The sequence below is a fragment of the Paenibacillus anaericanus genome (assembly GCF_003994475.1).
Classification (GTDB): Bacteria; Bacillota; Bacilli; order Paenibacillales; family Paenibacillaceae; genus Fontibacillus; species Fontibacillus anaericanus.
Map to the genome: position 1 here is coordinate 53,818 of NZ_RZNY01000015.1, position 24,343 is coordinate 78,160.

The window sequence follows — 24,343 nt, forward strand, 5'->3', positions numbered from 1 at the left end:
TCTAAGCATTGATTTTGGTTTTGAGCCATAACAAATAACCTATACTTCCACCTACAAAGTTTAGAATAACATCATCTATATCCCCTGATCCTACTTTAAGAAAGGTCTGCATGAACTCTAAGATCAGGATTGAACTTATAAAATAGATCGAGAATAGCAGGTATTTTCTCAAGTGCTTAAATATTGATGGCATTAGAACTCCAAAAGGAACAAACACTCCGATGTTTCCAACTAAGTTAACAATTGTGGTCGTTATATTCTGTTGATTTAGATTCATGATATAACTCCAGATGGTTGTAAAAGGGATATAATTAAATCTAAGTTCAGCATGACTAGATCGACCAAATCCCCTGAACATCCAGTATATTAAACATGTACTATAACCTATGAAGATCATCCATGTAAGCAACTTCATTATTGGTTTGTATTTACTCCCCAACGGTTCACCTCTATTCTTACTCATGCTTTTCTCATATACCGCCTACTAAACAAGTATACTCCCAACATAAAGTAACCTGCTGATAATAAAGTCAGCACGATGAGCTCAGGAAGGATACCGAAGAAATCCGCATCATTAATCAGTATCTTGTTCATGGCATTTACAGCATCAAGTGTCGGCATTAGCGTCAGTAATTCGATCTCTTTGCCCATAATAGTAAAGAGTTTAACAGGTGGAACCTTGAAGAAAATACCTGCCAAGAACATCATTGGAGTTACAACAACATTTCCAATAATGAATGCTTCCAAAGATGTTTTACAAAAAGCCGAAATAATCATACCTATCCCGATCGCAGAGAAGGTAGCGATTAACCCAACAAGATATGCCAGACCAAATGAACCCGTTGTTGTGAACCCTAGCATTAGGCTAGTTGCAAATACCATGGGTAGCATTACGACCGCTAGAAGCAGTTGAGATAGGCTGACTCCTGCATATATTTCAAATGGCTTAATTTTTGACAAAACAATTCTTTGAATCGTCCGGTTCTCCACTTCCTTGGTCACAACCATCGAGCTTAGAATAAGTAGAAAGAAAACGGAGAATACCATTAAGCCTGGTGCCATATTCTCGAATTCCGATTTAATTTTCGTTGATTCTGTTTCTTCATACACAATCTCAATTGGGTTGTCCACCATACCCTTTGTCCATACAAAGTTATGAATGTGGTTCTCCACAAAGCTACTAATTAAGTTATACGATATGTAAGAGGGATTTCCTGTTATGGGTACTCGAACTGAGGAAGTTTCTCCACCTTGTCCGCTGTTATGTAACGATTCGCTAAAGTCAGATGGGATGTAGAGATGAGCATCATATTTTTGCTTCTTTATTCCATTTAAAACCTGTTCTGTATCATAATCAACCATGACAACAGAGAACATCAAATTACCGTTAGGATATTTGCTATTCTGAAATTCATAGATTAATTTCTCACCCATAACTCCTACATCATCATTTGATATTCCTAAAGTATAGGTATAGAATCCTTGGCCAAAAGCTAATCCAAAGATGACGATAAAAATGACAGGGGAAAGCAGCGTTAAAACAAGTGCTTTATAATCACGAATTTGCTCAATTAAGCTTTTCTTAAACACAGCTAACAATCTCATTCTCGCAGGCTCCTTCCAGTCAGCTTTATGAAGACATCCTCAAGCGTACTCTGCCTTAAGCTAACTGTAACCGGATCACCGCATAGAGAACTCATCTTACTAAGAATATTTGGTGCCTCAGCCGCTAATCGATTACCCGTGACACGTATGGTTTTATCATTGACCTGGACCTTATATGGGACGGACTTCCACTGCTCGGTTACCACTACAGGTTGCTCATACAATATTTCCATGGTTTCCTCAGGTGCAATTCGCTGGCGGAGCATCGTTGGCGTATCACAAACCAGTACTTTACCTTTGTCCATAATAGCTACCCTAGAGGACAATCTCTCTGCCTCATCCATATTATGTGTGGTTAATAGTATCGTTTTGGATTTGGACATGAACTTAATAAAGTCCCTGACAAGTATTCTACTCTGTGGATCGAGTCCTGCTTCAGGTTCATCTAGTATGACAATATCGGGATCATGAATAACGGACATAATCAAATGCAAACGTCTCTGCATGCCCCCTGACAACTTTTTAGCCCATACCTTTCTTTTGTCCGATAAGCCGACCATTTCTAACAAAGATAAGGAGCGTTTCTTTATTACCTTTGTATCCAGTTTGTAGAGATTTCCCATGAAATGTAGTTGTTCCTCACAAGTCATAAAAGGCCAGAGCTGTAATTCTTGCGTACATACACCAATCATGCCACCTCTAGTGGAACCTCCCTTTTGATAAGAAACACCGTTCATTTCGATAGTACCATCATCCATTTCCAATACTCCGGTGATCATATTAATTGCTGTTGTCTTTCCTGCTCCATTAGGCCCTAGCAAACTGAATATTTCACCTTGTTTCACGCTCATAGACAAGTTGTCGACAGCTTTAAAGTTCCCGAAACTTTTACTTAATGACTTTAATTCGAGTGCATTTTGGTTTACCACCTTTTATCACTCCCTACATTTCCTAATCTCAACAGAAAATAAGGCCACAATTTATTGTGCAGATTATCCCGCTTCTCACCTCCAAATTATCTAAGTTTCTTCTTCACTTACTTAAATGAATTCTAAGGAAATCAATAATTTTAGCAAACGCATTTTGAACGGAAGGATCTTCAAAATTCTGATCAAAAACATGATCAGCGCCTTCTATAGTTATTAACTTTGTTGTAACCCCATGTTCTTTGAGTTTCTCATACATGATTAATGATTGTTCATAGGGAACATCCGTATCTTGATCTCCATGGAGTAATAAGGTAGGTGGATATTCGCTAGTGAGGCGATCGATAGGATTGTATATCATTAACTCTTCTCGATCATTAACTCGATCCAGGCCAGTTACCTCATTGACCCAGACACCATGTTGCCGACAATAGAGATAGAAATTAAATCTCTCCCACGCACCCTCCGAGGTATCTGTATTTCCTACATATTCAGACGCATTATTTCTATTCAAAATTGGTTTCTTACAGTAATACTCACTAGGTTGAGCAAGCCATTCCCCTAGGATATCTCCGTATCCATACAAAGAAACGATAGCTTGAGGTTTGATGTCCATAGTTCCCATTAACATGCTAAGGAACCCACCGACAGAGCTACCCACTAGAGCCATGTTATTCGTGTCAAAATCATACCATTGCTTGGCTTTGGTCCTAACCCAATCTATTGCATCTCTTATATCTTCGATGATTACATCCAACTTCGTTTCGGGAGCCAATCGATAATCTATGCTGATCACACTAAATCCTGCGTTAGTATAAAAATCAATTTGTTCAGCAGGCAACCACGTTCTTGATCCAAAAATCAAAGCTCCTGCATGAATATATATGATTACGGGAGTACCGCTACCCTGATCATATATATCTGCACTAATAGAACAATTATTCAGTTCCTTATAGACCTTTGTTTCTTTCATATTCATATCCTCCTGAGTTTGAAATGCCTCGGTATGGCCCGAGGAACAACTTGTCACTCTATGTGATAATGAACAAGATAGATGCAGTTCCGTTAATACAAATCACTAAGTGGCTTGAACTTTGAATGTTGTGTCAGTTCTGATACGATAACTCCTTGATCAGAATCAATAATTGTATAAGCCTTTGCCGTGTCTTTTGTAGAAATTACTTTATATTCATTATCCTTAAATATCATTGCACAATTATTCTCAACTGCGATTCCAGGTAACCCGCTCCCTTGAACCATACGCATAAAATCCTCTGAACGATTATCCTCGTCATAATGTGGACAATGGATCCCTCTCAATAGTCCCATCGCTTCTAATTTTATATACTTCCATCCTTTATTACCCTCAAATGCCTCTGAGTCACTATGACCATACTCAAACCAGCATATGGAACCTGCGCTTAGTCCAGATAGTACTGTTCCAGAAGCATATGCTTCTTTCAAAAGAGTATCGACCCCAGTTTTCCTCCAGATCTCTAGCATCTTCGCGGTATTACCTCCACCTACATAAATCAAATCAGCAGACATGATTGCATCGACAATTTCTTCATGTGTATAACTGTTAGTTGCAAGTAATAAGCTTCTTGTCTCACAACCTAACCGATCACCGTATACGCTTGCAAAAGAATCACAATAACCTAGTGCATCATTGCTAGCTGTGGGAATAAATAATGCCTTGGGTTTCAACTTGTTTGTTAAATTTACAACCTCACGATCGATTTCCAATGTCTCAAGTTCACTTAATTCTCCTCCACCAATAACTACAATGGTTCCCATGATTTTTCCTTCTTTCTTATTTTAGCCAAAGCCTATTAATATTCTGAATACCGAGGAATGTCATAATATAATAGATATGCAACTGAACGTATTTTTTGACCAATTGGCACGCAAATGGTTTTCAGTTACTTCTTCCTCCAAAGTGATGTCCCCAAAAAGGGAACTCCGAATTTCTCTTCACTTTCACTACATTCTGTCATCACCCTGTACTCTACACAGTCAAAATAATCTTGAAATAGTATCTTCAACTGTTCTTCGCTATACGCTTGTCCGCCTTTCATATTCCGTTCGCGATACACTTCCCAGTCTGTTGTGTCGAGTGCCCCGCCGATTTCAGCAAATCCAGGGGCAAAGCAGCTTAACCCAAAATATCCACCTGGCTTCAGCGCTTTATTCAACATTTCAATATATTCGATCCGTCTGTGCGGCCAAATGTGGTGTAAACATCCTGAATCGTAAACGAAATCATATTCTTCAACCGCTTGAAGTTCAAACAATGAGATACACTGAAAATTCACATCAACGTTATGTTCATTTACCCTATCTTGAGCCCATCTTATCGCCTCTTCGGAAATATCAACAGCATCTACTGTAAAGCCCTTCTGGGCAAGATATATCGCATTTCTTCCTGGTCCACATCCTACCTCTAACACTTTTCCAACTTGCACATGTCCTGAATCAAGATAAGACACCAGATTCTCATCAGGGTGATTGATAAAAAACGGAACCTTCTTACTCCGATCACTATAGAACTTATCCCAGAACAAGACTGGTTCGCGCATCAATGCGTCTAGCATGTTGAGAATATCATCCGTATTTCTAATCAATTCATTAGGCATCTGTAACTACTCTCCTTAAAAATATTATGTTTAGCTCAAATTTCTTCTGATTAATTCGACAAGTTCTTTCTTTTCTTGATCAGGTAACCACTCCGTTAACCTGGCTGCAGCAACGGGAACTATCCATTGGTTAATCTCTTCCATGGTTATCTTCGAGTTATCCAAGTATTCCTTAGTGTAAGCAGCACGGAGCTTATTTCTTATAAGAGAAATTAAACCTGAAATGATTCTTGGAGTTCCTTCAGATGTACTCCCCAGCTTCAGCATTAATATAGTCCTAGCCACATCTCCGGCTGGATTCCCTTCCATTCCTGTCATCCAGTCGATAACCCATTCTTTCTTCTCTCCGAGCATGATATTGTCAGGGTGAAAGTCTCCATGACAAAGTTTAGTGTCCTCTTTAAGGGCCATTAACTTTAAAATGATTGTGTTCTTCTCTTCTGTTGTTAATAGCGGGGCATGCTGAATTCGGTCTATTAAAATATCACGCTGTTTTGGCAGGTTCGATACGGATCTTGAGTGAATATCACGATGAAGTGTTGCCATTTTTCTACCTTGTTTAGAGATTGTCCACATCTTTTTTTTAATTGTTTTGAGCATGGTTATCCCGACAACTTGGGAGTAGATAATCCCCTTGCGCCCTTCATAATCAATTATCTCAATAGGCCTAGGACACGATAAACCTAAATTAAATACGGCCGAACTAATATTGAATTCATCACTACTTAGATGCTCAGGAATACCTGGACGAAATAGTTTTAATATTTGATCCTTGCCATAAGATAAAATCTCGGCTGTCCTACCCCCTGCAATTATTTCATTCGTATTAGTCATACGTAAATTCTCCTCTAAATTATCTAAATTAATTTCTGATTAACTACGACGAATACAAATAACCCACAGCGCAGACTTGTCCATTTCAGGAATAACACGTCAACGGTGTGGGGGAATCATTTTAGCATTTGTGTTTTTTTATATGTTGTTTAATCTTTGATTAAGTTCTTTATCATAATGATATCTCTACCATAAACCTCGGACTCAACAACATCTACTGCATGATACCCTAGATTCTCATAAAATTTTTGCCCTGTTATACTACTAGGAAGTTTAAGTAATGTTATTCCAGAGTCAATGGCAATCTGTTCAATATAATGAATCAGTTGCCGCCCAATTCCCTTATTGTGCTGCTTAATATCGATAAAAACGGTATATATAGTATCTTTATCAAGGCTTGCAGTACCAATAATTGAATTATCTTTGATAGCAACATATACTTTCCTGCATGTTGATAGCTCAGCTATATACTCTGGAGTAAATCAAACATGTCACCTCTATCTTATATTAATCTTGAGATAGCCTGTATAAATTGGTCTAAACTCTGAATTGTTTTCCAGTCCTCTTGCTTCAACATTTCTGCCAATTCAATGAGCTGAATCCTCTCAGCATCCGAGAGTACACGATATTTTGTGCCACTCTTAGGTGGGCTGCTATCTATTACCCTATAAAAACCCCATAACTCATGCTGCTCATTCTCAGACAACCACTCCGTATCATCTCCGACAATAATAAAGCTCCCTAAAGCATTGAGCGTATCGTCAATAGCGATTGTGACTTCAAATTCCTTCTCCCACCCCTCGCTACTATTCGAGATTATCGTGTCAGATAGGTAAGTTATTTTTGATTTCACTGCTGACAACAGTATGTTTTCATTCACATGATTTATCTTATTATGGTAACTATATGTTATAAACAAAAGAATGAAATTTATTAATAAGGATACGACCAACAAACTTAAAATCCATTTATAACTTCGACACATAATAGGTATGCTGCTTCTCGATTAATTCTAGGATTTCCGGTATATCACTTTGCGAGAATCTTGGTAAACTAATTAGTTCACTACCACATCTAAAAAATCTGCGACCATCCGGATATGTATATTCGTAACCATCTAATGTATCTTTACATTTTCCACACTTATAACAACCTGTATATTTATAATTGAACTCTTCAACCACCGCTCTTACACCTTCATGGAATATTAGTGAATATTTCTTAGTAGCATAAAACTTCATCTTAAGATGAGGAATCCCTTCCTCAATGGAAAACTTGAGCAAATGTCTCTTTGTTTTGTTGTTTGTAAAAACATAATTTATTGCTTGGGTCTTTGCTTTTCTAGGTTTGTATCCTAGATGAATTACATAATCCGCGATTTGAGCGTATAAAAGTTTATCCTCATCATCCAATAGAACGAAAAATTCATCTAACCCAATGCTCATAAATATCCTCCATCTTCAAATTTATCTTGAGAGGCTTAGACTTCAATGATTCCTTGCACTTCATATGGGTAGTCAATTTGTTGTTTGATAATCTCTACTGCCTCTTGGTTTACAAAAAGGTTAACAACATATAACGCAAGGTCAATAGAGGTCGATACTCCGCCAGCTGTTATCAGATCTCCATCTTTCACAATCCTAGTTTTAATGACTTCTGCACAATACGGTTCAAGCAACTCGTAGACATTAGGATGGGTTGTCGCTTTCTTATTCTCTAAAAATCCTGCTGCTCCAAGTAAAAGCGAACCTGTACAAACAGACACTTTGTATTTAACTTTGTCAGCTTGTTTTAACCATGTAATAAATTCATCATCATATCGAAGTTCACGTGTTCCCATTCCTCCTGGGACAAATAATAAGTCATATTCAGAAAGGTCTGGTTTGACCCGATTTACTTTAACAGTTAATCCTAATTCATCGGAGATTTCTTCTGAGAGTCCACAAATGTCCCAAGTGGTCCCTTTAGTTTCTTCAAACATATTCAAGCGATAGACGACATCATAAAATCCAATAAAATCTAGAAACGTCATTCCATTAAAGATGACAAAGGCAATTTTCATAAAAAAACCTCGCTCCCCGTTTCTAAAATCTCTTTCTAATCATTCTAATCTGACCTCTATGATTAATCTCGTCCTCAAACACGTGATACCACATAAAGTAGTAATTTGCCTGTTTGTTATACCAAAACTCCTCTTGCTTATATAACCAGTCGTCATTAACTCCTTGGAACAATTCATACGTTCTTTGCCTTACTTCATTCATCTTATCTAAATAAAAATTCAAATCGTTCCCTTTAATCTTATCTCGGCCTTCTTCTCCTAAGTTTAGAGCTGGCCTCCAAACGGCTAACTCTTCTTCTGACAAGTGCCTCCCTTCAAACGTCTCCACTTGGTAAGCATATTCTACCGCAGCAAAGTGTAACAATAATGCACCAATCGAATTACTTTCAGAGTCTAATAAGTAATCTAATTGGTCAACAGATAGATCCTTAGTCGCTTCAATGGTTGTGTGTCTAGCGTAATTCATCATAGAGATCAGGCGACCGATTTGAGGCGTAAATCCGGGGATATCCGTGATGAGATAAATATTATCCATATTGATCATTTTAAATGCCTCCGGTTCAAATGATTTTAATAATTTCATGTGGATCATCGATTAAATAGTTGGGTTCCTCAGATAATAGTAGGTCTCTGCTGTAAATACCCCAGGAAACAGCAATGACTTCCACATTATTTCTCTTACAAGCCTGAATATCCCTAACCTCATCCCCAATATAAATCAGTTCTTGATTAGATAATTGATGCTCCTTCATATACTTCTTAATGGCTTGGTCTTTACCCATTAGTCCTTTTGAAGACCTTATATGCTGAAATAAGTTGATCTGTTTACTGTTTAAGTAGTAGGTGATATTTAATTCTGAATTCGAAGTAAGAATGGATAGCACATACCCCTTATCTTCCAATTGCCGTGCGACCTCTAGTACTCCATCGCAGAAATCAACCGTTCCCAGATAAGATTTATACTTCTCTTTAAATTCTTGACCGATCCTTCTCATCCTCAGCACCTTAAAGATTGATACTTCAAGAGCCTTCATTTTCTGTCTCAATGTGAGATTCATAATATTTTGAAACTCTTCCTGAGATAACCTCTTGAGTTTGTATTGATCAGCTAATTCGTTATACACCTTAACAATTACTTTAGTCGTATCTACAAGTGTTCCGTCAAAATCAAAAACGATATGCTTTCTCAAATCTCCCCCCTCTTTCTATTGTAGAGACATGTGATTATTCCAATGCCGAATATTCGATCAACCAACAATCTCTTAATTGTCCTTCGTGACTTTCATGCTCTTTCATTAATTTGATCTTCTTAAATCCACATTTCTCATAACATGCTATAGCACGTAAATTCCATGTTTGCGGGTCCATTACGATCTTATCTGCATGTTTGTGGTTGATTAAGTAACCTGTCATCGATGTAACAAGTTTCTTTCCAACACCTTGATTCCAGTAATTAATTTCACCAATGAATTGATCTGTTCCATAGATCTTCTCATCAGGGTTTATATATCCATATTCATTCCGTGACTCTTCATCTAAAGGATAGAATTGAATAAATCCAATAGGCTTACCTTCGAATTCGATAATGCAGCGAGTCACACTATCATTTTTGTAAAAATGTTCCCTCACCAAATCGAGGTCATGTGGCCGGTCACGACCTTCATAATATTTCAGTACTACAGGATTTGATAACCAAGTTACAAGTAAAACCTCATCGGTTTTCTCAAGTTCACGGACAGTGAGCTCTTCAGTTGTATATATCAACATCTCTGCACCGCCCCTTTTATTACTTCATATATTTTTTAACTTGCGATTTCCACATCCACGCACCCCAGAAATATCCTCCAATTGGGAATATAATAAGGGAGATAATAAAGTTCCTCAAAAAGTCTTGATCCGTAAACGTTATTCCCGCTGCACCCTTATTCATATAAGTAACAATTATAGAGAATAGAATTGCTGTTCCTAATCCCCATCGTATAACGCCAGTATTTATAATGAAGTGATTTCTTCCTTTTGCTCTTATATCGTCCCATCGCTCTGCTGCCTTCTCATCCATTGTTGCTCCTCCTTTAAACTAATCTGACCCCTAAATAAGAATCGTGATTCAGGATCGATAATTTCATGTCTTCTAAATATTGAAGTTGTCGTTCATTTAACTTAGTTCTATCTGAATATTGTGTATGATAAACAAACGAATACAAGTGCCTGAAATTAACGAAAAAATCTATGCTATTCAATGTCTCATCCACTGAATTTACCATTGAATAACCATCAATGAAAGCATTAAAAAATGAAGATGCAAATTTATTTCGCTTGTCCATTGCATAGGATTGGGATGCATGATAAATTGCTATAGCTATATCATACGCGAACCAATTGCATTCACTGTCTCCAAAATCTATAAATGCTAATTCACCTTTGTCATATAGAAAATTATGTTGATGTAGATCGCCATGTATTATCCCATACGAATCTTTGGATTTATGAATTGAATGGATACCTACAAGGTAGTTCTCCCATTTTTCTTTAATAGTAGGATCAAAATGATTCATATCCAATTGATACATCGGATGCTCATTCCATTCTGGGCGCCCGTATTTACCTTTGTATAACTTGGATAAGGAGTGCATGGTCCCCATCCCTCTACCCCATTGATGAAACAATTTATCGTTCCAATCTTCATGATTGATATCTATATGCCTTCCATTAACTTTTTTGTAAGCAACAAAAAATAATTCTTCGGTCAAACTATAAATATACGATTCGTTCCTTATTAATATCGGAACCGCTACATGTACCCCATTTTCTTTGAGAAACTGAGTCCATGCGATTTCAGACATTATCTTCTCTTCACTATCTATCCCTCTATCAAATATCTTAACAACAATGGGTGGAACGGCAGAGATTTCATAAACATTATTGAAATATCCACCAATTAAATGAATGTCTTCTGATGGATAATTTAATAACTCTAGAATCCGACTTAATACAGTTTCGCTAATCATGATTAATCCCCCTGCAACCCATTGTCCAATTGACGAATATGAAAAAATAACCACCCCGAATATACCACCTTTTCACTAATGAAAGAGAGCTTATAAATCACACGTCAATACTTAACCGAATCATATCTATACACTGAATTCCATTCTCATAGATCTCTTCTTCATAATGCCGAATGAAAAAGTCCCGATCGACGCCAGTGATGCGAAATCCACATTTCTGATATAACGCGAGTTGGTGCATGCTTGAGTTCCCTGTTCCGATTTCAATGGTCTTAGCCCCTTGTTCTTTGGCCTTGTCGATTGCACTTAATACTAACTGCTTTCCAATTCCTTTACCTTGAAAATCATCTCGAACGGCAACGTTTACTAATTCCATTGTTTCTGGCCGAGTTCTTATAAGTACGAACACTCCAACAATTTCATCATGAATTAAGGTAACAAAACATTGCCCCCTACTCAAATACTCTTCAATTAACTCACTTGAAGGATCGGCTAATAGTAGTAAGTCCCATGGTGCATCTTTAATGTCTTCCAACAAACTAATTTTGACCTTCATATATATAACCCCTTACAAGATTTATTCTATATCTTCTTAACCACGAAGGTTATACAGTCTGTAATTAAACTTACAAGGTGCTCATCACGGTAAATGTCATACTCCAATTGTTTCACTAATCTTGTTTGAATCGCCCAACCCTCATATTGTCGATCCAGCAATTCTAGCATGTTATCGGTTGCTAAATTCACTTCGAACATCGGTTCAAGATCTACATTTGAATCCCTTTCGATCTCTCTTATGTTGGAGTTAATAATAATACAATTCATCCCATTTGGCTTTGTTCCTACCGCCATCTCATGAAGCTTTCTTTCCAATGCTTCCTCTGAACTTACATGTTCTAATGCTGAGACAGCTATGATGACATCATATTCATCCTCTGCGATATGGAAATATTCAATATCAGATTGTACCGTTTCAATATATTGTTGAACTTCAAATTTCTCGCTATATTCTTGTAACTTTTCTATTGCTGATTCAAGTAAATCAACACATACTACTTTGCCGTTTCTATTCTTTAGTGTTTCAGCAATAGGAATGCTATTCCTACCGATTCCACAACCCAGATCAAGCACATTTAAATTTTGTTGCCCGCTGAATTCTTCCATGAGATCCATTACTGTTTTGACAGGCTTATGTAACCAAGATCCCGGTTCGAATAACTTGTGATTCTCATAACAGAGGTCATGATATTTCTTTTCTTCTGTTCTAATTAACGCTATTCTGTCCATGAGTTCACCTCGGTTTCTATTCTATAATCCACCATTATCCTCTAAGTTCCACTCATTATAAAACTGTCTTAGATATTCTTCCATAAAATCATGTCTTTTTGTAGCCAGTTCTTTGGCGTATGGTGTGTTCATTAAATCCTTCAATTTTAATAATTTCTCATAAAAATGGTATATCGCCGTCTTGCCATTAGACCTGTAATCCATTTGCGAGAAATGTGAAAACTCTTGTTCTGGATTATGTATGATTGTACCTTTGGCCCCCGAGTATGCGAATGTTCTAGCAATGCCAATGGCCCCAAGTGCATCTAAACGATCGGCATCTTGAACAATTTCCCCTTCAATTGATTCCATAGGTGGATTCTGTCCGCCATTATAAGACATAGTCGCAATAATAGTCATTACTCTGTTTGTGATGTTCTTGTCTGCAATGTTGCTAGCTAGCCAATTTTCAACCTTGTCTAGTCCCGCTTGTTTTGAATCGTTCAATTTCTCATCCGCTACATCATGTAGAAGAGCTGATAATTCACTTATGAAACCATCTGCTTCTTTCTCGGTCTTAGCAATTTCCAAGGCGAGCTTTCTTACTCGATCAATATGCCACCAATCATGACCGGATGAATCAAATTCTAATTCTTGCTTCACAAACACTTCAGCAAGTTTGATAATACGCGCTTCACTATTCATATTGACCTCTTTTCCAACTGCTATTCCACCGCAACCTTCTTCACAAAAGGTTCATCTTGAATTAATGTTACCAGGTCCATAACTGTAGCCGCTCCTTGAAATGTCACGGTCAGTTCCAGCGAAATCTCCAACTCATGACTCTCGGATGTAAAGCTCGACACTTCAATGCGTCCATCTTGCAATCTCTCCATGACTTTATCGATGGCGCCTTCTTCATTGGCTAATTCGAGCAGAAGTCTTTCGGTTTTGGGGGATTTAGTCCAAATGAAATGGCTATGCAAAATAATCTGTCCCAAAACTAGGATCAGTGTAACTCCAATACCAATAAGGTACATTCCTGCACCTATAGACATTCCCAGACCTGCTGTAGCCCATATCCCTGCTGCTGTTGTAAGTCCTATTACACTTTGCTTCTGCATGAAGATCATTCCTGCTCCAAGGAAGCCGACACCACTGACAACCCCAGCAGCCATTCTGGATGGATCCAACGATAAATTTTCCCAACCGATCTGATCCTGGAACCCATATTTCGAAATGATGATCATTAGTGCAGCTCCCACGGCTACAACAAAATGCGTCCGGATCCCCGCTTCCTTCCTTCTGTTTTTACGTTCATATCCGATAACTACGCCACATACTCCAGCGAGAAGAACCCGTAACAAAAGCTCAAATTCCATTGTTTTCACCTTCCCATATTGGATAAACCAGAGTTCAATTACAAATATTGTATCACAGTGTAAAATGACATTCCTCTCGCCCTCGGCGCAGGCTGCATTATGCCTTATCAAAAAAACAGCAGACTCCTAATCAGAGAGGCACTCCCTAATACAGAAATGTGCTGTTATACGGTGGTTATACAATAATGCTAGTTCAAGCTGTTTTTTCTACATGATTAGGCTCTTCATCTATCGTCGACTTTAGAACACCTACAAGTAAAATGATCCAAAGTGGGGCGTTGCCAATGGCATGTACAGCAAATGAGGCCCAGGTTGAACCTGTATGCTGCGCTATCCAAGGTGCGATTAACATTCCAGGGATCATGCCAATTAGATGCCATTTTAAGCAAGCATGCACTACCCACGCCCAGAGTAAACCATTTATAATCCATGCATAAACCCCATAAGTATCTACCTGTAATGGTAAAATGTAACCTCTCCACATTAACTCTTCACTAAACATGGCAATGATATGTATTGGTATAAAGACAGCTAGCAATCACCAATTCCCTTTTAGCGTTACGCCAAAAAACTTACTTGGGGGTATTGCAAATTTCTTCAGTGGATTAAATGGTGCTGGCAGGTAACTTGGTGGGGAGAAAAAACGTAATCTTGCAAAATATTTGCCTACGGGTTCTAACAGTTGATCAGCGATGATGGTAAATATAACAGCCCCAACCACCCAAAGCCAATCGGTATGGGAAAAGGCGACAAGATGAAATCGTTCTTTGAAATCAGCAAATATCATGCTCCCCCCACCTAACCAATATAACAAAATGGATAAGGGAAGTAAGATAATAACTGGCATCCATAAAAAGAACCAGAACGAAAAAATCAGGGGTACTCCTTTATTCGTTAATTTCGGTGTCCAATAATGAAAACCACAAAACAATAAAAGCCCTGGAATTCCAAATAGTAAAAGTTGCTCCCATAAAGCCATACGTTTCTCCCCTTAAGTCTAATGATGCTTAGTTTAATTCTTTTACTAGATAAATAAGTAATTCATCATCAACCATTACGGAATGACCCGGTTGCACTTGAATATTGCTATATGTCATTCCTTTACCGTCCATTACATACCCACGGTTACCATACATCATTTGAGCGTTCCCATAATCTTTATAAAGTCCAACACCCAGACCTATATACTTAGATGTTGTTGCTGCTATGGACTCTATTTCATCAAATAATTTGCTTGCTATCCCCTTTCTTCTGAATTCTGGGAATACGTTCAAGTCATTAATTTCCGGTATATTATCACTTTGGAAAAAAGGATATTTCGATTCGTATAGTAAGTGACAGCATCCTGCTAATTGATCTTCGTAAAACGCCATTAGTGTAACTCTTTTACCTTCACGATTCTCTTCAAGACACTCTTGTAATAGTCTCCTGATTTGTACCACGGGAAATGTTGAGAAAATTGTTGATCTAGTAAAGCCGCTTCATCCAAGTTTGATAATCGTTTTAAAGTTAGTTTTCCATTCATCATGGTACCTCTCTCTGCCGATTTCATGTAAGTTTCCCTATTCATTCTCATTATTCCTTAATCTTTATACTTATTGTTATCCCGTCACCAATCGGAAGAATTATACTGTACAATCTATCATCAGAAAATACTTTGTGGTTATACTCATCGACAGGTCTACTAAATTTGTCTGGAATCCCCATTGGCTTGAATAATGTGTCATCAGCAATAATAATCCCATTTAGTCGTGTTAATCTTATACACTCTTCTAGCATTTCTGGATATAATGCTTTATCACAATCTTGAATAATCAGATCATAGGGGCCACTTAAACTTTTGATGATTTCACTGGCATCTCCCAATCTGAAATTCACAACTTGATCCAACCCAGCTCGCTCTACATTCTTCTTTGCCTCTGTTAAAATATTTTCATTATATTCAATGGATAATAGCTCCCCACATGTTTCCTTCAGAGCTTCAGCAATCCAAATTGTTGAATAACCGATACAAGACCCAAACTCAAGGACACTTTTGGCATCTATTAATCTTATGAGCAGACCTAATAATTTACCAACTTCCGGTCCGACTCCCGGTTGAATATCCTTTCTCTGTGCTTCTTCTTCACTAATTGAACCTAATAAATTATTATCTAAAGTAATAAAACTCAATATGTAATCTTTAATATTCGACAAGTAAAACACTCCTTTAATAGCCTAATTGGCCTTGATTCTAATGCCAAGCGTGCCCCACTTATCTTCTTGTTCAGAAGTATATATTTCATATGTTCCATCGATCATTTCTTTCATTGACCTGCCTTCGCAACCAAAGTCTTTGAACGATAGTGTATTGTACATCTCTTCAAAAGTCTTAAAAACCATCAATTGTTCTACGAGCACTTCTATACGATCTTGCTTATCTGGAAGTTTTAAAAACTCAATATTATCCCCTACTTGAATTAATCTTCGCTTCTCATCATTTAGTCTAATCTCTACTGTTTTTTCACCTGATTTGATGGCTTCAAAAGGCTCGTTAAATAATGACATCGTATGCTTCATTCGTATGACTCCTTAGTATGTTGTAGTTAACTTCTTATGCTTTGTTTCAAATAGTCCGGATATGAAAGTCATTCCACTTATGATCCCAAATAAATAATGGCCATGTTGTCTCATAATGTCAAACTAACTTTGCAAGCTATAGTAATATAAATCATCCTTAAGTTCTTCAGCTTTAATGAAGCTGAGTTTCTCTAGTAATCTTTGCGACCTCATATTCTCTACATCGACCGTCGCTTCAATAAATACAAGATTCATTTGAGATAACCCAAAGTCAATTACCGGAGCTAAAGCTTCCTGCATATATCCCTTTCCCCAATAGTCTTTAGCAAGATCAAATCCTATTTCTGCTTTGGTATTCATATCTAAACAATGATATCCGCATGTACCGATGAATCTATTCTCTTCTTTTAAAAATATCCCCCATCTGGTTCCTGTATCCTCTAGATGAAACGTTATGATTTCTTCCGCTTCTTGCCTAGTATGGCAGGGTTCAATATCCATGAATTTTGCGATAACTGGATCTGAAAAGAGTGCAAATACTTCGTTCGTATATTCTAAAGTTAATTCTTTTAATAATAATCTTGATGTTTCAAGCCGCGGATATGCATAAGGTTTCAAAAGAGTTAATCTTAGGATATCTTTTACAAAGTCTGTTTTTTTATCGCAGTAATTATCAATATCATAGCGATAGGTTTCCGCTAATTTAAGCTTTAATGTTTCGTAATCTTTTCTAGCCGATTCGTTTGCACGTAAGTAATCTCGAAATGCAATATGCTCGACATATCCTTTTCCATCTTTAGGGCATACATAGAGATGATATTTCATAAATCCGTCGTCAAAAGTTCTCTTAAATGCTTCACGGCCTTCAATGCCTAAGTTACCCTGGTATTCAAATCCGGCCTTTTCTAAACGCTCAATAATATCTGGCAGTACATCATAACTGTCCATAACAACATCAAGATCAATAATGGGTTTAGCGGATAATCCCTCAATAGAAGTGCTGCCAACATGTTCAACGGCAAGGATTACATCGCCAATATAATTCATTATCATCGTCTTGATCTGTTCAAACTCCGTTTTCCATTCAGGATTGTAGGGTACAACCTCAACTACTTTTGTTCTTTCTACCATTATAGATCTCTCCAATCTCCTCACGTCTATGAAGTGAAGCAACCCAACCTTAGTTCTACCTAAGGCCGGGTTGTATGTCTGAGTTATTTTTCTAAAATAACTAGTGAGAATGCTGCGTTATTATCTCCGACACCCATCGGTCTTTGACTTTCCACTTTCCATCCTTCTGCTAAAAGATTATTAAGTTCATCAATATTGTTTCTCTTTTCCGTAAGAAAGTAAACTATTAAAGCTTTTTGCATATTTCCCAGCTCCTTCAAGAGTATATTTACAATCAAGTTATACAGGTGATAATTCATTTAAATAAACTAGTAATTAAAGACGCCACTAAAATGATTAGCAAACCTACGACCAATGCCTTTATAAATCCTTTTACTAATTCACTAAATTTAGTCTTCTCATTCGTAAACACAAAGTATCCAGTCACCCATGCCATAATCATAGTTAATAGCGATAATATAGATGAGAATCGAATAAGTTTAAATAAATAGACTCTTAATGGATCATGAACAATTTCATAAACATTGGACCCAGCCAATTTCGTGGTTTGATAATCTGGGAAAACTAACACACCAATTAATAAGCCAATAATGAAACTGTAAATCCCACCCTTTACTATTCTTCGCTCCATTAAACGCACCTTCTTTTGTGTAGTAGTTAAGATCTTTTCTCAAATACCTATCCTATATAACCTTCGATTTCATTAACCCTCTCTAAATCACTTGGTCGTATCTTTAATGTCGTCTGCGGGATTCCTGTTCCTCCATACACAAATGCATAGCGATTCAGTTGATTATCCAAAATAGTTGGAATTCCTGGATTGACTAAGGATACGCTTCCGATCTTACTACTCGTCACTTGTTCAACTTCCTTGGGGGAAGCTAATTTCACCTGCTCTACGGATATTAATTCTTTGATAATATCAAGGTTCACTCTTCCATAATCCCCTGAGACAATTAAAGCATAAATTCCTTTCTCTGTTTTCAAGATAAGAGTCGGAGCAGTTTGACCAATAACAATACCAAAGTAGTCTGCACCTTCCTGTGCGGTGTTTATTTGTTCTCTATGTTCGAGAATCTCATACTCAATATCTTGTTCCTCTAAGATCGATATTAATTTATCCATAATGCAAGAACTCATTAATCTTCATGTTTACATAGTCCGGATTCTCTAAATTAAGCAGATGACCTGTTCCAGGAATAATCTCTGCAAGTATATTCTTACTTAATTGAGTGGCACGAGTGTATGCCAAGTTGACGTCGCTAATTACTTCCTGATCTCCGAGGAGAAGAAGGACAGGCATAACAAGTTTCTTAAGCTCATCGTCGCTGTATACACTTGGAGGAACTCGTAACGAAAGAGAACCATATCTAAATGCTGCGTGAAATTGGTCTACAAGCGCTTTGTTTAGTTTATGTTTGGATAACCACTTTATAAAGTGATGTACACTCCATTTCACTGGAATTGCATTCATCGCAATAATTCGATAAATAAATTGATTGTGTAACGGTACAAATGTGGATGCTGGACTAAGCAAGAACAACTTTTTAACTCTAGAAGTCGCATAAATAGAATAATTTAAGGCTAGAAAACCTCCATAAGAAATCCCACCCATAATACAGGCATCGATTCCCAATCTATTCAGCACTTCGTCTAACCACTCTCCGCACTCTTCCCTATTTGCAGGTAACATGCTGGGTGCACTCTTATTCAAATCACCGATAAAATCAATGGCATACACTTTGTATTTTGTAGCTAACGGTTCAATATTGGGAAACCAAATCGTTGAGCTAAATCCCATGGCATGTAAAAGAATGAGGGGTTCCCCATCATCTGGACCGCAAGAAATAACATGGGTTCGTCCAAATCGTGTAGGAACATACATTGTTGTATATGGGACACTCCATAAAGAAAGACTTTTTTCATATGCAATATTGTATTTCAATTCTTTCTCTGAAGTTTTAAAGTGCATCGGATTGCTCGAAGTTACCTGCGTGTTGATACTCTTTCTTCCCATCACTATCCCCCAATCACAAAATAACCCAGCCTTAGATAACACTTATCTTAGACTGGGTCATTGTTGTAGTAGTACTTTTTGTAATTATAACTTATGTTCATACATCTCTTATATTATATGATACCAAATTTTTCTAACGCGTAGGAAATTCCGTCTTCACTAGCCTTTTTAGTAACAAAGTCCGCTATTTGTTGTAACTGCTGCCCTCCGTTCCCCATGGCAATTCCTAACCCTACATACTCCAACATATCGATGTCGTTTCCACCATCTCCGAAAGCGATGGCTTCAGATCTACAAATGTTGAAATGCTCCAATACTCTCTGTATCGCTGATGATTTGCATGCTTCCGTTTCTTCAAACACGCTCATTACATAGCCATGCCATCGCTTGAAACTCAGTGCTGGAAATCTGTCCACGAATTTTTGAGCTTCGCTATCGTCTGCATACAAACACATACCGTATATTTCTTCTGACAATGAGCCCATTTTTTCTGGATAATCCATAAGCGACAAAGTCTCTCTTAATGCATTCATAATCCGCCCATTTTCAGAACCTATACCGTTCATGGTGTAGCCCTCAGTGAAATAAGAAATACCGTGCCCGTTCAACTCCGCGAAAGCTGAGACACTTTCAACTGTCTCTGTTGTCAGCACTGATTTATAAATGGTGTTCTCATTACATTTAACAAGAGCTCCGTTTGCTGAGATGAAAGTATCTATTCCCATCATCTTAAACTCTGCGCACAAATTGTACGGTCTGCCTGTAGCAAGCACTACTTTTATTCCTTTATTCATTAACTTCTCAATTGCTACTTGTGTACTCAGCGGCATTTTTCTGTCAATTTCACTTAATAAGGTACCGTCAACATCAAAAAATACTATCTTGTACATATATGTCCTTGTTGCTCAAGAGCCTGAATTGCATTATCAATATTGTATGATTTGACTAATAGATAATCTGTATCAAATGTTGAGATAGCAAATATACTAATTTGTTGTTCTGCTAACGGTTTGGTTAACTCATTTAAAATACCGGTTAGATTAAAATCAAGTGGCCCTTCAACCTTTAGGCATCTCCACGTTTTTTCAATATGTTCTACATTTTCAACTAATGCTTTTTCTTCTTTACAAACTATCGATAGCTCTTCTGGGGTAAAAGTTATGGATAGCAGTCCACCATCATAATCCGATGCCCACTGTGGTAACCCATGATTGGGTTTGAATTTAACTACTACGTAATTTTCTTCTAGTAAAAGTAGTCTCATAGTAGATCCTCCTTGGCAGTCACATAGTTGCTATAATCAAAACTAAAAATCAACTTAAATCCATCATTCTTCGTCTCTATACTATTTCCATCTAATATCTGTCTCTAAAAATTGATAGATCAAAAATGATACCACTGAAACACCTATCAAGAAATTTACTACTGCTAGATGGCTAGTTGATTCATTTATTTTTAGTACACACAGTAGTATTGAAAAAACAGAAATCGATTTTAAAAAACTCTTTAATTATTCTTCTTCATCATTTCTAAAAATAGCAACAAGAGAAAATAAAAATCCAATGATCAATACGCTATTCATAAGCATCATACCACTACCTGTCTATTAATTTAATACTAGAGTAAGCTATCAATCTTATTAAATATCAGTTGATAATACTCGTATGAATTTGGAGTGAAATCGGATCCTTGAACTTTTCTTTGATCAGGCCGTACGGTCTGCAGTACCTCATCCATTACTATCCCTTCAATTAAGATGGTGTCTATTTTTCCATTTAGTAGCCTCTGGAATTCCTTCATATTCACGAAGTATAAACCGGAAATCTCATCTTTCTGAAAGGCATAATCCTCTAAATTATTATTGCTCTCATGAATAAAGACATGATTAAATTCCCTATCCATAATTTCCGTCGAAATGAAATTTTCTTCTGCTATCATCCCACAGTATGTTAATTCATCGATCGAAACTGTAATACCAAGCTCTTCTTGTAATTCACGAACTCCATCATCCACTACTTCTCCAGCTTGCAGATGTCCAGCACACGATATATCAAGTAACCCCGGATATGTATCTTTGTCTTTATGTCGTAATTGAAAAAGAAAACTTCCTCCTTCGCTAATCGTATGATTAACTATCCAACACTGAAATGTTTGATGCCAAAGCCCTTTGGCATGCACATTTTCTCGACTATCTATACCGATCTTGATCATCTTTTCATCGAAGACATCGAACATTTCAATAACAGACTTAGATTCTTCCATGGACACTTTCACAATTTCCCTGATCTCATCTAATCCTTTAATCGCTTTGATCTTCACAAATACCCACTCCTCCGAAATAACAGTGTTAGTGTATAACATTTGAGGGTTCACGAAATAACCCAGACTTAGATTGATCTTATCTTAGACTGGGTTATTGTTATCTTCTTCCATGATTATACAACTGCCAAACAAGAAGCGGTAGCCCTGTATCGTAAATGCGGTGTTAATCCATTATTTTTGTCTATTAAAGTGTATAACAATATTTTCATTTATTAGGTTCATCTCATTTTTCTTCAGCTTGATATTAAATGTTTGATTATCTATTTGGAGTTGTTTATTCGATTCCCATGTATATTTTAATGTCCTTGTTTGCTCACTAAATTTTTGTATTGTTGTGTCTCCTTGGATTTCGAAATTAAAACTTTTTAGTATTATGTTCTCTTCAGTTATTTCCCAATGATTATATTGACTTATTAATTCCTTACTACCCACTTTCTGACTTACTTGATCCGCTTCCCAAATACCTAATAATTGTGTTGCATTATCTTTTGAACAACTCATCAATAGCAATGAAAGAGCAAGTAGCATTGTTAACATTAAGGATTTATGCATTTGTGACTCCTCTCTTGTTGAATTCTTAACCTTTTCACATTTTATGACGTTAATCAGCTTAAGGCACCATGCCTTAAGCTGATTAACGTGTTCACCGATTCAACTTTGATGATGTCTATGCCTTGTTTAATCGCTCCAACTGTTCCTGAGTTAACCGGATGTCCAAAGAGCCTAAATTCTCTCTAAGTTGTCCAAAACTACTTGCAGCAACCAGCGAAATCGTGGACGGAGTATTTTGCAGTAGCCAAGCCAGGATTACCTGATTCATTGTCCCTTCTGTCTCTGCAGCTACTTCCTTCAAAACTCTCATTCTTGCCTGAACTTCTGGTCCTTCGTACTGCTCGGGAAAAGGTACGTCCTCACGTGTATATGCACCATTAAGTAAAGGTGAATAAGCAAGGATTGAAAAGTCCTCATGGCGCTCACAATATTTTAACAAATCATCATCCGCACTCAGCTGTACGCCAAAATCCGCATCCCTATTCGGACGAAGATATGTATGACGTTGCTGAATGCAGGAGTATGATGTCCAGTTATGGGCTTGACTGATACTTCGAGCCTCTTCTATTCGAGAAACACTATAATTACTACAACCAAGAGCCCTAACCTTCCCCGCCCGAACTAATCCTTCCATAACCTCTAGCGTCTCTTCCAGAGGTATGTCCGCATCGTCAATGTGAGCATAATACAAATCAATATAATCAGTATGAAGACGCCGCAGACTTTCATCGATCGCTTGCTCGATTGCTTTGCGACTTAATCCTTCCTTATGCTCAAATCCACCACCCGGAAAGGTCGGCTTAGCTCCAACCTTTGTTGCTATAGTCATGCGTGACCGGTTACCACGTTCTTTCATCCACTGACCAAGCAGCGATTCACTTTCCCCACCAACGCATCCATCATTCCAGAAGGCGTAATTGTTCGCCGTATCCAAGAAAGATCCGCCTGCGTCCTGATATTGATCTAGTAAACGATAGGACATCTCTTTATTTGTACGTGAGCCGAAGTTTAAACACCCTAGGGCTAATGCACTTACTTTCATACCTGTGGCACCTAATGGCAGTTGTTGCACTGTAACATTCCTCCTCAACAAAAGTGAGTCTGGACTCTGATCATTTCATCCTACTCTTGATGCTGGGCTGCTTCCCATGCCCTATAATATGTAACCTTGTCACGTAGAACACTCAAAGTATCCTGGAGCTCCTTAGCTTGCAAAAGCAGTTTTTGCTCATGTTCCTCCAGCAGTTCCCTTCGCTTACTAATCCCCGCATCCCCTAGACGCATCATATCCGCAAACCGTTGCATCTCAGCAATCGGCATTCCGGTAGAGCGTAATCGCATAAGAAGTATAATCCATTCAAGATCATGCGTATGGTAAGTACGATGTCCGTTTGATGCTCGGCATATGGGTTCCATCAGACCAATCTTTTCATAATATCGAAGGGTGTGTACACTAAGTCCTATTCTAGCTGCAACCTGCTGAATGGATAATTCCGTATCAATCATGAAGAGGCCTCCTCTTTGATTAACTTCATTTTACTAGTTAGAGTTCACTCTAAGTCAACCCTATAAATAATTAACTTAACTCCCAAAGAATATGTCCATGATAGTTCCTACGGTTCCACTTTTCTTCCTTGCAAGAATATCTGGATTGTACACTTCGACGTACCCACAATAATCACATGATACGAATAAATAATGATTGTGTTGCACATCAAAAATTTTACTTAATCCTGTCCCTGTCATTGCTACTTCCTTAACATCGCATTCATTGTGACCACACTTTACACACTTAAATCTTTCCATTATTGCTTGTTCTAAATTTTCCTCGCTATTTGTAGACTCTTCTATTTCTTCAGCATATTCAAAAGTAACATTCCCCTGTTTATCCAGTAAGACTTCATGCTTACATTCAGGGCAAATATTATTCACTATAACTACTTCCTTTGCACACCAAGGGCATTCGTTCATAATTTTTCTTCCTTTCTTAGTTTATATTTAAGATATTCTTCCTCAATATTTTTCGATTCACGAAATGACCCA

General features: G+C 37.5%; 38 protein-coding genes. All 38 read right to left on the reverse strand.

Annotated elements, in window-relative coordinates; genetic code table 11:
- Position 1: 1 nt before the first annotated feature.
- Positions 2-463, reverse strand: coding sequence for a VanZ family protein (locus EJP82_RS17445; RefSeq protein ID WP_127193356.1), 462 nt, complete (start codon positions 461-463; stop codon positions 2-4).
- Complete coding sequence (locus EJP82_RS17450) at positions 460-1,605, reverse strand: ABC-2 transporter permease (protein ID WP_127193357.1); 1,146 nt, start codon at positions 1,603-1,605, stop codon at positions 460-462. The genes EJP82_RS17445 and EJP82_RS17450 overlap by 4 nt, the downstream gene beginning before the upstream one ends.
- Complete coding sequence (locus tag EJP82_RS17455) at positions 1,602-2,534, reverse strand: ABC transporter ATP-binding protein (RefSeq protein ID WP_127193358.1); 933 nt, start codon at positions 2,532-2,534, stop codon at positions 1,602-1,604. The genes EJP82_RS17450 and EJP82_RS17455 overlap by 4 nt, the downstream gene beginning before the upstream one ends.
- 103 nt (positions 2,535-2,637) lie before the next feature.
- On the reverse strand, positions 2,638-3,504 hold the full coding sequence (locus tag EJP82_RS17460; RefSeq protein WP_127193359.1) for an alpha/beta hydrolase: 867 nt from the start codon (positions 3,502-3,504) through the stop codon (positions 2,638-2,640).
- 92 nt (positions 3,505-3,596) lie between these two features.
- Positions 3,597-4,328, reverse strand: a complete 732-nt coding sequence (locus EJP82_RS17465; protein ID WP_127193360.1) for a Type 1 glutamine amidotransferase-like domain-containing protein — start codon at positions 4,326-4,328, stop codon at positions 3,597-3,599.
- A 125-nt stretch (positions 4,329-4,453) separates the two neighbouring features.
- Positions 4,454-5,167 (reverse strand): class I SAM-dependent methyltransferase, encoded by a 714-nt coding sequence (locus EJP82_RS17470; protein ID WP_127193361.1) that lies wholly within the window; start codon positions 5,165-5,167, stop codon positions 4,454-4,456.
- Positions 5,168-5,197: 30 nt separating this feature from the next.
- Positions 5,198-6,001 carry a phosphotransferase family protein gene (locus EJP82_RS17475; RefSeq protein ID WP_127193362.1) on the reverse strand — a complete coding sequence of 268 codons (804 nt, stop codon included), beginning with the start codon at positions 5,999-6,001 and terminating at the stop codon, positions 5,198-5,200.
- A 149-nt stretch (positions 6,002-6,150) separates the two neighbouring features.
- Positions 6,151-6,468, reverse strand: coding sequence for a GNAT family N-acetyltransferase (locus EJP82_RS28880; protein ID WP_127193490.1), 318 nt, complete (start codon positions 6,466-6,468; stop codon positions 6,151-6,153).
- A 35-nt stretch (positions 6,469-6,503) separates the two neighbouring features.
- On the reverse strand, positions 6,504-6,881 hold the full coding sequence (locus EJP82_RS17485; protein WP_127193363.1) for a hypothetical protein: 378 nt from the start codon (positions 6,879-6,881) through the stop codon (positions 6,504-6,506).
- A gap of 88 nt (positions 6,882-6,969) precedes the next feature.
- Positions 6,970-7,446 (reverse strand): hypothetical protein, encoded by a 477-nt coding sequence (locus tag EJP82_RS17490; protein ID WP_127193364.1) that lies wholly within the window; start codon positions 7,444-7,446, stop codon positions 6,970-6,972.
- Between the two features lie 35 nt (positions 7,447-7,481).
- On the reverse strand, positions 7,482-8,063 hold the full coding sequence (locus EJP82_RS17495; RefSeq protein WP_127193365.1) for a DJ-1/PfpI family protein: 582 nt from the start codon (positions 8,061-8,063) through the stop codon (positions 7,482-7,484).
- Between the two features lie 22 nt (positions 8,064-8,085).
- On the reverse strand, positions 8,086-8,607 hold the full coding sequence (locus tag EJP82_RS17500) for a DinB family protein (protein WP_127193366.1): 522 nt from the start codon (positions 8,605-8,607) through the stop codon (positions 8,086-8,088).
- A 16-nt stretch (positions 8,608-8,623) separates the two neighbouring features.
- On the reverse strand, positions 8,624-9,253 hold the full coding sequence (locus EJP82_RS17505) for an HAD hydrolase-like protein (protein ID WP_127193367.1): 630 nt from the start codon (positions 9,251-9,253) through the stop codon (positions 8,624-8,626).
- Between the two features lie 34 nt (positions 9,254-9,287).
- Positions 9,288-9,830 (reverse strand): GNAT family N-acetyltransferase, encoded by a 543-nt coding sequence (locus EJP82_RS17510; protein WP_127193368.1) that lies wholly within the window; start codon positions 9,828-9,830, stop codon positions 9,288-9,290.
- A gap of 19 nt (positions 9,831-9,849) precedes the next feature.
- On the reverse strand, positions 9,850-10,122 hold the full coding sequence (locus EJP82_RS17515; protein WP_127193369.1) for a hypothetical protein: 273 nt from the start codon (positions 10,120-10,122) through the stop codon (positions 9,850-9,852).
- A 13-nt stretch (positions 10,123-10,135) separates the two neighbouring features.
- Positions 10,136-11,071, reverse strand: coding sequence for a phosphotransferase enzyme family protein (locus EJP82_RS17520; RefSeq protein ID WP_127193370.1), 936 nt, complete (start codon positions 11,069-11,071; stop codon positions 10,136-10,138).
- 97 nt (positions 11,072-11,168) lie between these two features.
- Positions 11,169-11,627 carry a GNAT family N-acetyltransferase gene (locus tag EJP82_RS17525; RefSeq protein WP_127193371.1) on the reverse strand — a complete coding sequence of 153 codons (459 nt, stop codon included), beginning with the start codon at positions 11,625-11,627 and terminating at the stop codon, positions 11,169-11,171.
- Positions 11,628-11,653: 26 nt separating this feature from the next.
- On the reverse strand, positions 11,654-12,358 hold the full coding sequence (locus EJP82_RS17530) for a class I SAM-dependent methyltransferase (RefSeq protein ID WP_127193372.1): 705 nt from the start codon (positions 12,356-12,358) through the stop codon (positions 11,654-11,656).
- Between the two features lie 21 nt (positions 12,359-12,379).
- Positions 12,380-13,042 carry an HD domain-containing protein gene (locus EJP82_RS17535; RefSeq protein WP_127193373.1) on the reverse strand — a complete coding sequence of 221 codons (663 nt, stop codon included), beginning with the start codon at positions 13,040-13,042 and terminating at the stop codon, positions 12,380-12,382.
- Positions 13,043-13,062: 20 nt separating this feature from the next.
- A complete protein-coding gene (locus EJP82_RS17540) occupies positions 13,063-13,719 on the reverse strand; it encodes an MgtC/SapB family protein (protein ID WP_127193374.1) in 657 nt (218 codons plus the stop codon).
- Positions 13,720-13,912: 193 nt separating this feature from the next.
- Positions 13,913-14,257 (reverse strand): CPBP family intramembrane glutamic endopeptidase, encoded by a 345-nt coding sequence (locus tag EJP82_RS17545; RefSeq protein ID WP_127193375.1) that lies wholly within the window; start codon positions 14,255-14,257, stop codon positions 13,913-13,915.
- Entirely contained in the window at positions 14,258-14,698 is a 441-nt protein-coding gene (locus EJP82_RS17550) for a hypothetical protein (RefSeq protein ID WP_127193376.1), read from the reverse strand.
- Positions 14,699-14,726: 28 nt separating this feature from the next.
- Positions 14,727-15,092, reverse strand: coding sequence for a GNAT family N-acetyltransferase (locus EJP82_RS17555; RefSeq protein ID WP_246054229.1), 366 nt, complete (start codon positions 15,090-15,092; stop codon positions 14,727-14,729).
- Positions 15,092-15,289 carry a hypothetical protein gene (locus EJP82_RS28470; RefSeq protein ID WP_246054231.1) on the reverse strand — a complete coding sequence of 66 codons (198 nt, stop codon included), beginning with the start codon at positions 15,287-15,289 and terminating at the stop codon, positions 15,092-15,094. The genes EJP82_RS17555 and EJP82_RS28470 overlap by 1 nt, the downstream gene beginning before the upstream one ends.
- Positions 15,290-15,294: 5 nt before the next feature.
- Positions 15,295-15,915, reverse strand: coding sequence for an O-methyltransferase (locus tag EJP82_RS17560; RefSeq protein WP_127193377.1), 621 nt, complete (start codon positions 15,913-15,915; stop codon positions 15,295-15,297).
- Between the two features lie 21 nt (positions 15,916-15,936).
- Positions 15,937-16,278 (reverse strand): ASCH domain-containing protein, encoded by a 342-nt coding sequence (locus EJP82_RS17565; protein WP_127193378.1) that lies wholly within the window; start codon positions 16,276-16,278, stop codon positions 15,937-15,939.
- A 123-nt stretch (positions 16,279-16,401) separates the two neighbouring features.
- On the reverse strand, positions 16,402-17,409 hold the full coding sequence (locus EJP82_RS28730; RefSeq protein WP_127193379.1) for a bifunctional GrpB family protein/GNAT family N-acetyltransferase: 1,008 nt from the start codon (positions 17,407-17,409) through the stop codon (positions 16,402-16,404).
- An 83-nt stretch (positions 17,410-17,492) separates the two neighbouring features.
- Positions 17,493-17,651 carry a hypothetical protein gene (locus EJP82_RS27995; protein WP_170220220.1) on the reverse strand — a complete coding sequence of 53 codons (159 nt, stop codon included), beginning with the start codon at positions 17,649-17,651 and terminating at the stop codon, positions 17,493-17,495.
- Between the two features lie 53 nt (positions 17,652-17,704).
- Complete coding sequence (locus EJP82_RS17575) at positions 17,705-18,040, reverse strand: hypothetical protein (protein ID WP_127193380.1); 336 nt, start codon at positions 18,038-18,040, stop codon at positions 17,705-17,707.
- 47 nt (positions 18,041-18,087) lie between these two features.
- Positions 18,088-18,534 (reverse strand): aminoacyl-tRNA deacylase, encoded by a 447-nt coding sequence (locus EJP82_RS17580; RefSeq protein WP_127193381.1) that lies wholly within the window; start codon positions 18,532-18,534, stop codon positions 18,088-18,090.
- Positions 18,527-19,426 (reverse strand): alpha/beta fold hydrolase, encoded by a 900-nt coding sequence (locus EJP82_RS17585; protein ID WP_127193382.1) that lies wholly within the window; start codon positions 19,424-19,426, stop codon positions 18,527-18,529. The genes EJP82_RS17580 and EJP82_RS17585 overlap by 8 nt, the downstream gene beginning before the upstream one ends.
- A 113-nt stretch (positions 19,427-19,539) precedes the next feature.
- Positions 19,540-20,316: a Cof-type HAD-IIB family hydrolase gene (locus EJP82_RS17590; RefSeq protein WP_127193383.1), complete on the reverse strand. Its 777-nt coding sequence runs from the start codon at positions 20,314-20,316 to the stop codon at positions 19,540-19,542.
- Positions 20,304-20,690 (reverse strand): ACT domain-containing protein, encoded by a 387-nt coding sequence (locus EJP82_RS17595; protein WP_127193384.1) that lies wholly within the window; start codon positions 20,688-20,690, stop codon positions 20,304-20,306. The genes EJP82_RS17590 and EJP82_RS17595 overlap by 13 nt, the downstream gene beginning before the upstream one ends.
- Before the next feature lie 353 nt (positions 20,691-21,043).
- On the reverse strand, positions 21,044-21,745 hold the full coding sequence (locus EJP82_RS17600) for an NUDIX hydrolase (RefSeq protein ID WP_170220221.1): 702 nt from the start codon (positions 21,743-21,745) through the stop codon (positions 21,044-21,046).
- Positions 21,746-21,919: 174 nt separating this feature from the next.
- Positions 21,920-22,300, reverse strand: a complete 381-nt coding sequence (locus EJP82_RS17605; protein WP_127193386.1) for a hypothetical protein — start codon at positions 22,298-22,300, stop codon at positions 21,920-21,922.
- A gap of 115 nt (positions 22,301-22,415) precedes the next feature.
- The gene (locus EJP82_RS17610) at positions 22,416-23,372 is read right to left on the reverse strand and encodes an aldo/keto reductase (protein ID WP_211350172.1); all 957 of its coding nucleotides are present in this window, start codon (positions 23,370-23,372) and stop codon (positions 22,416-22,418) included.
- 50 nt (positions 23,373-23,422) lie between these two features.
- Positions 23,423-23,806 carry a MerR family transcriptional regulator gene (locus EJP82_RS17615; RefSeq protein WP_211350174.1) on the reverse strand — a complete coding sequence of 128 codons (384 nt, stop codon included), beginning with the start codon at positions 23,804-23,806 and terminating at the stop codon, positions 23,423-23,425.
- Positions 23,807-23,881: 75 nt separating this feature from the next.
- Entirely contained in the window at positions 23,882-24,271 is a 390-nt protein-coding gene (locus EJP82_RS28735; RefSeq protein WP_127193387.1) for a zinc ribbon domain-containing protein, read from the reverse strand.
- Positions 24,272-24,343 lie beyond the last annotated feature (72 nt).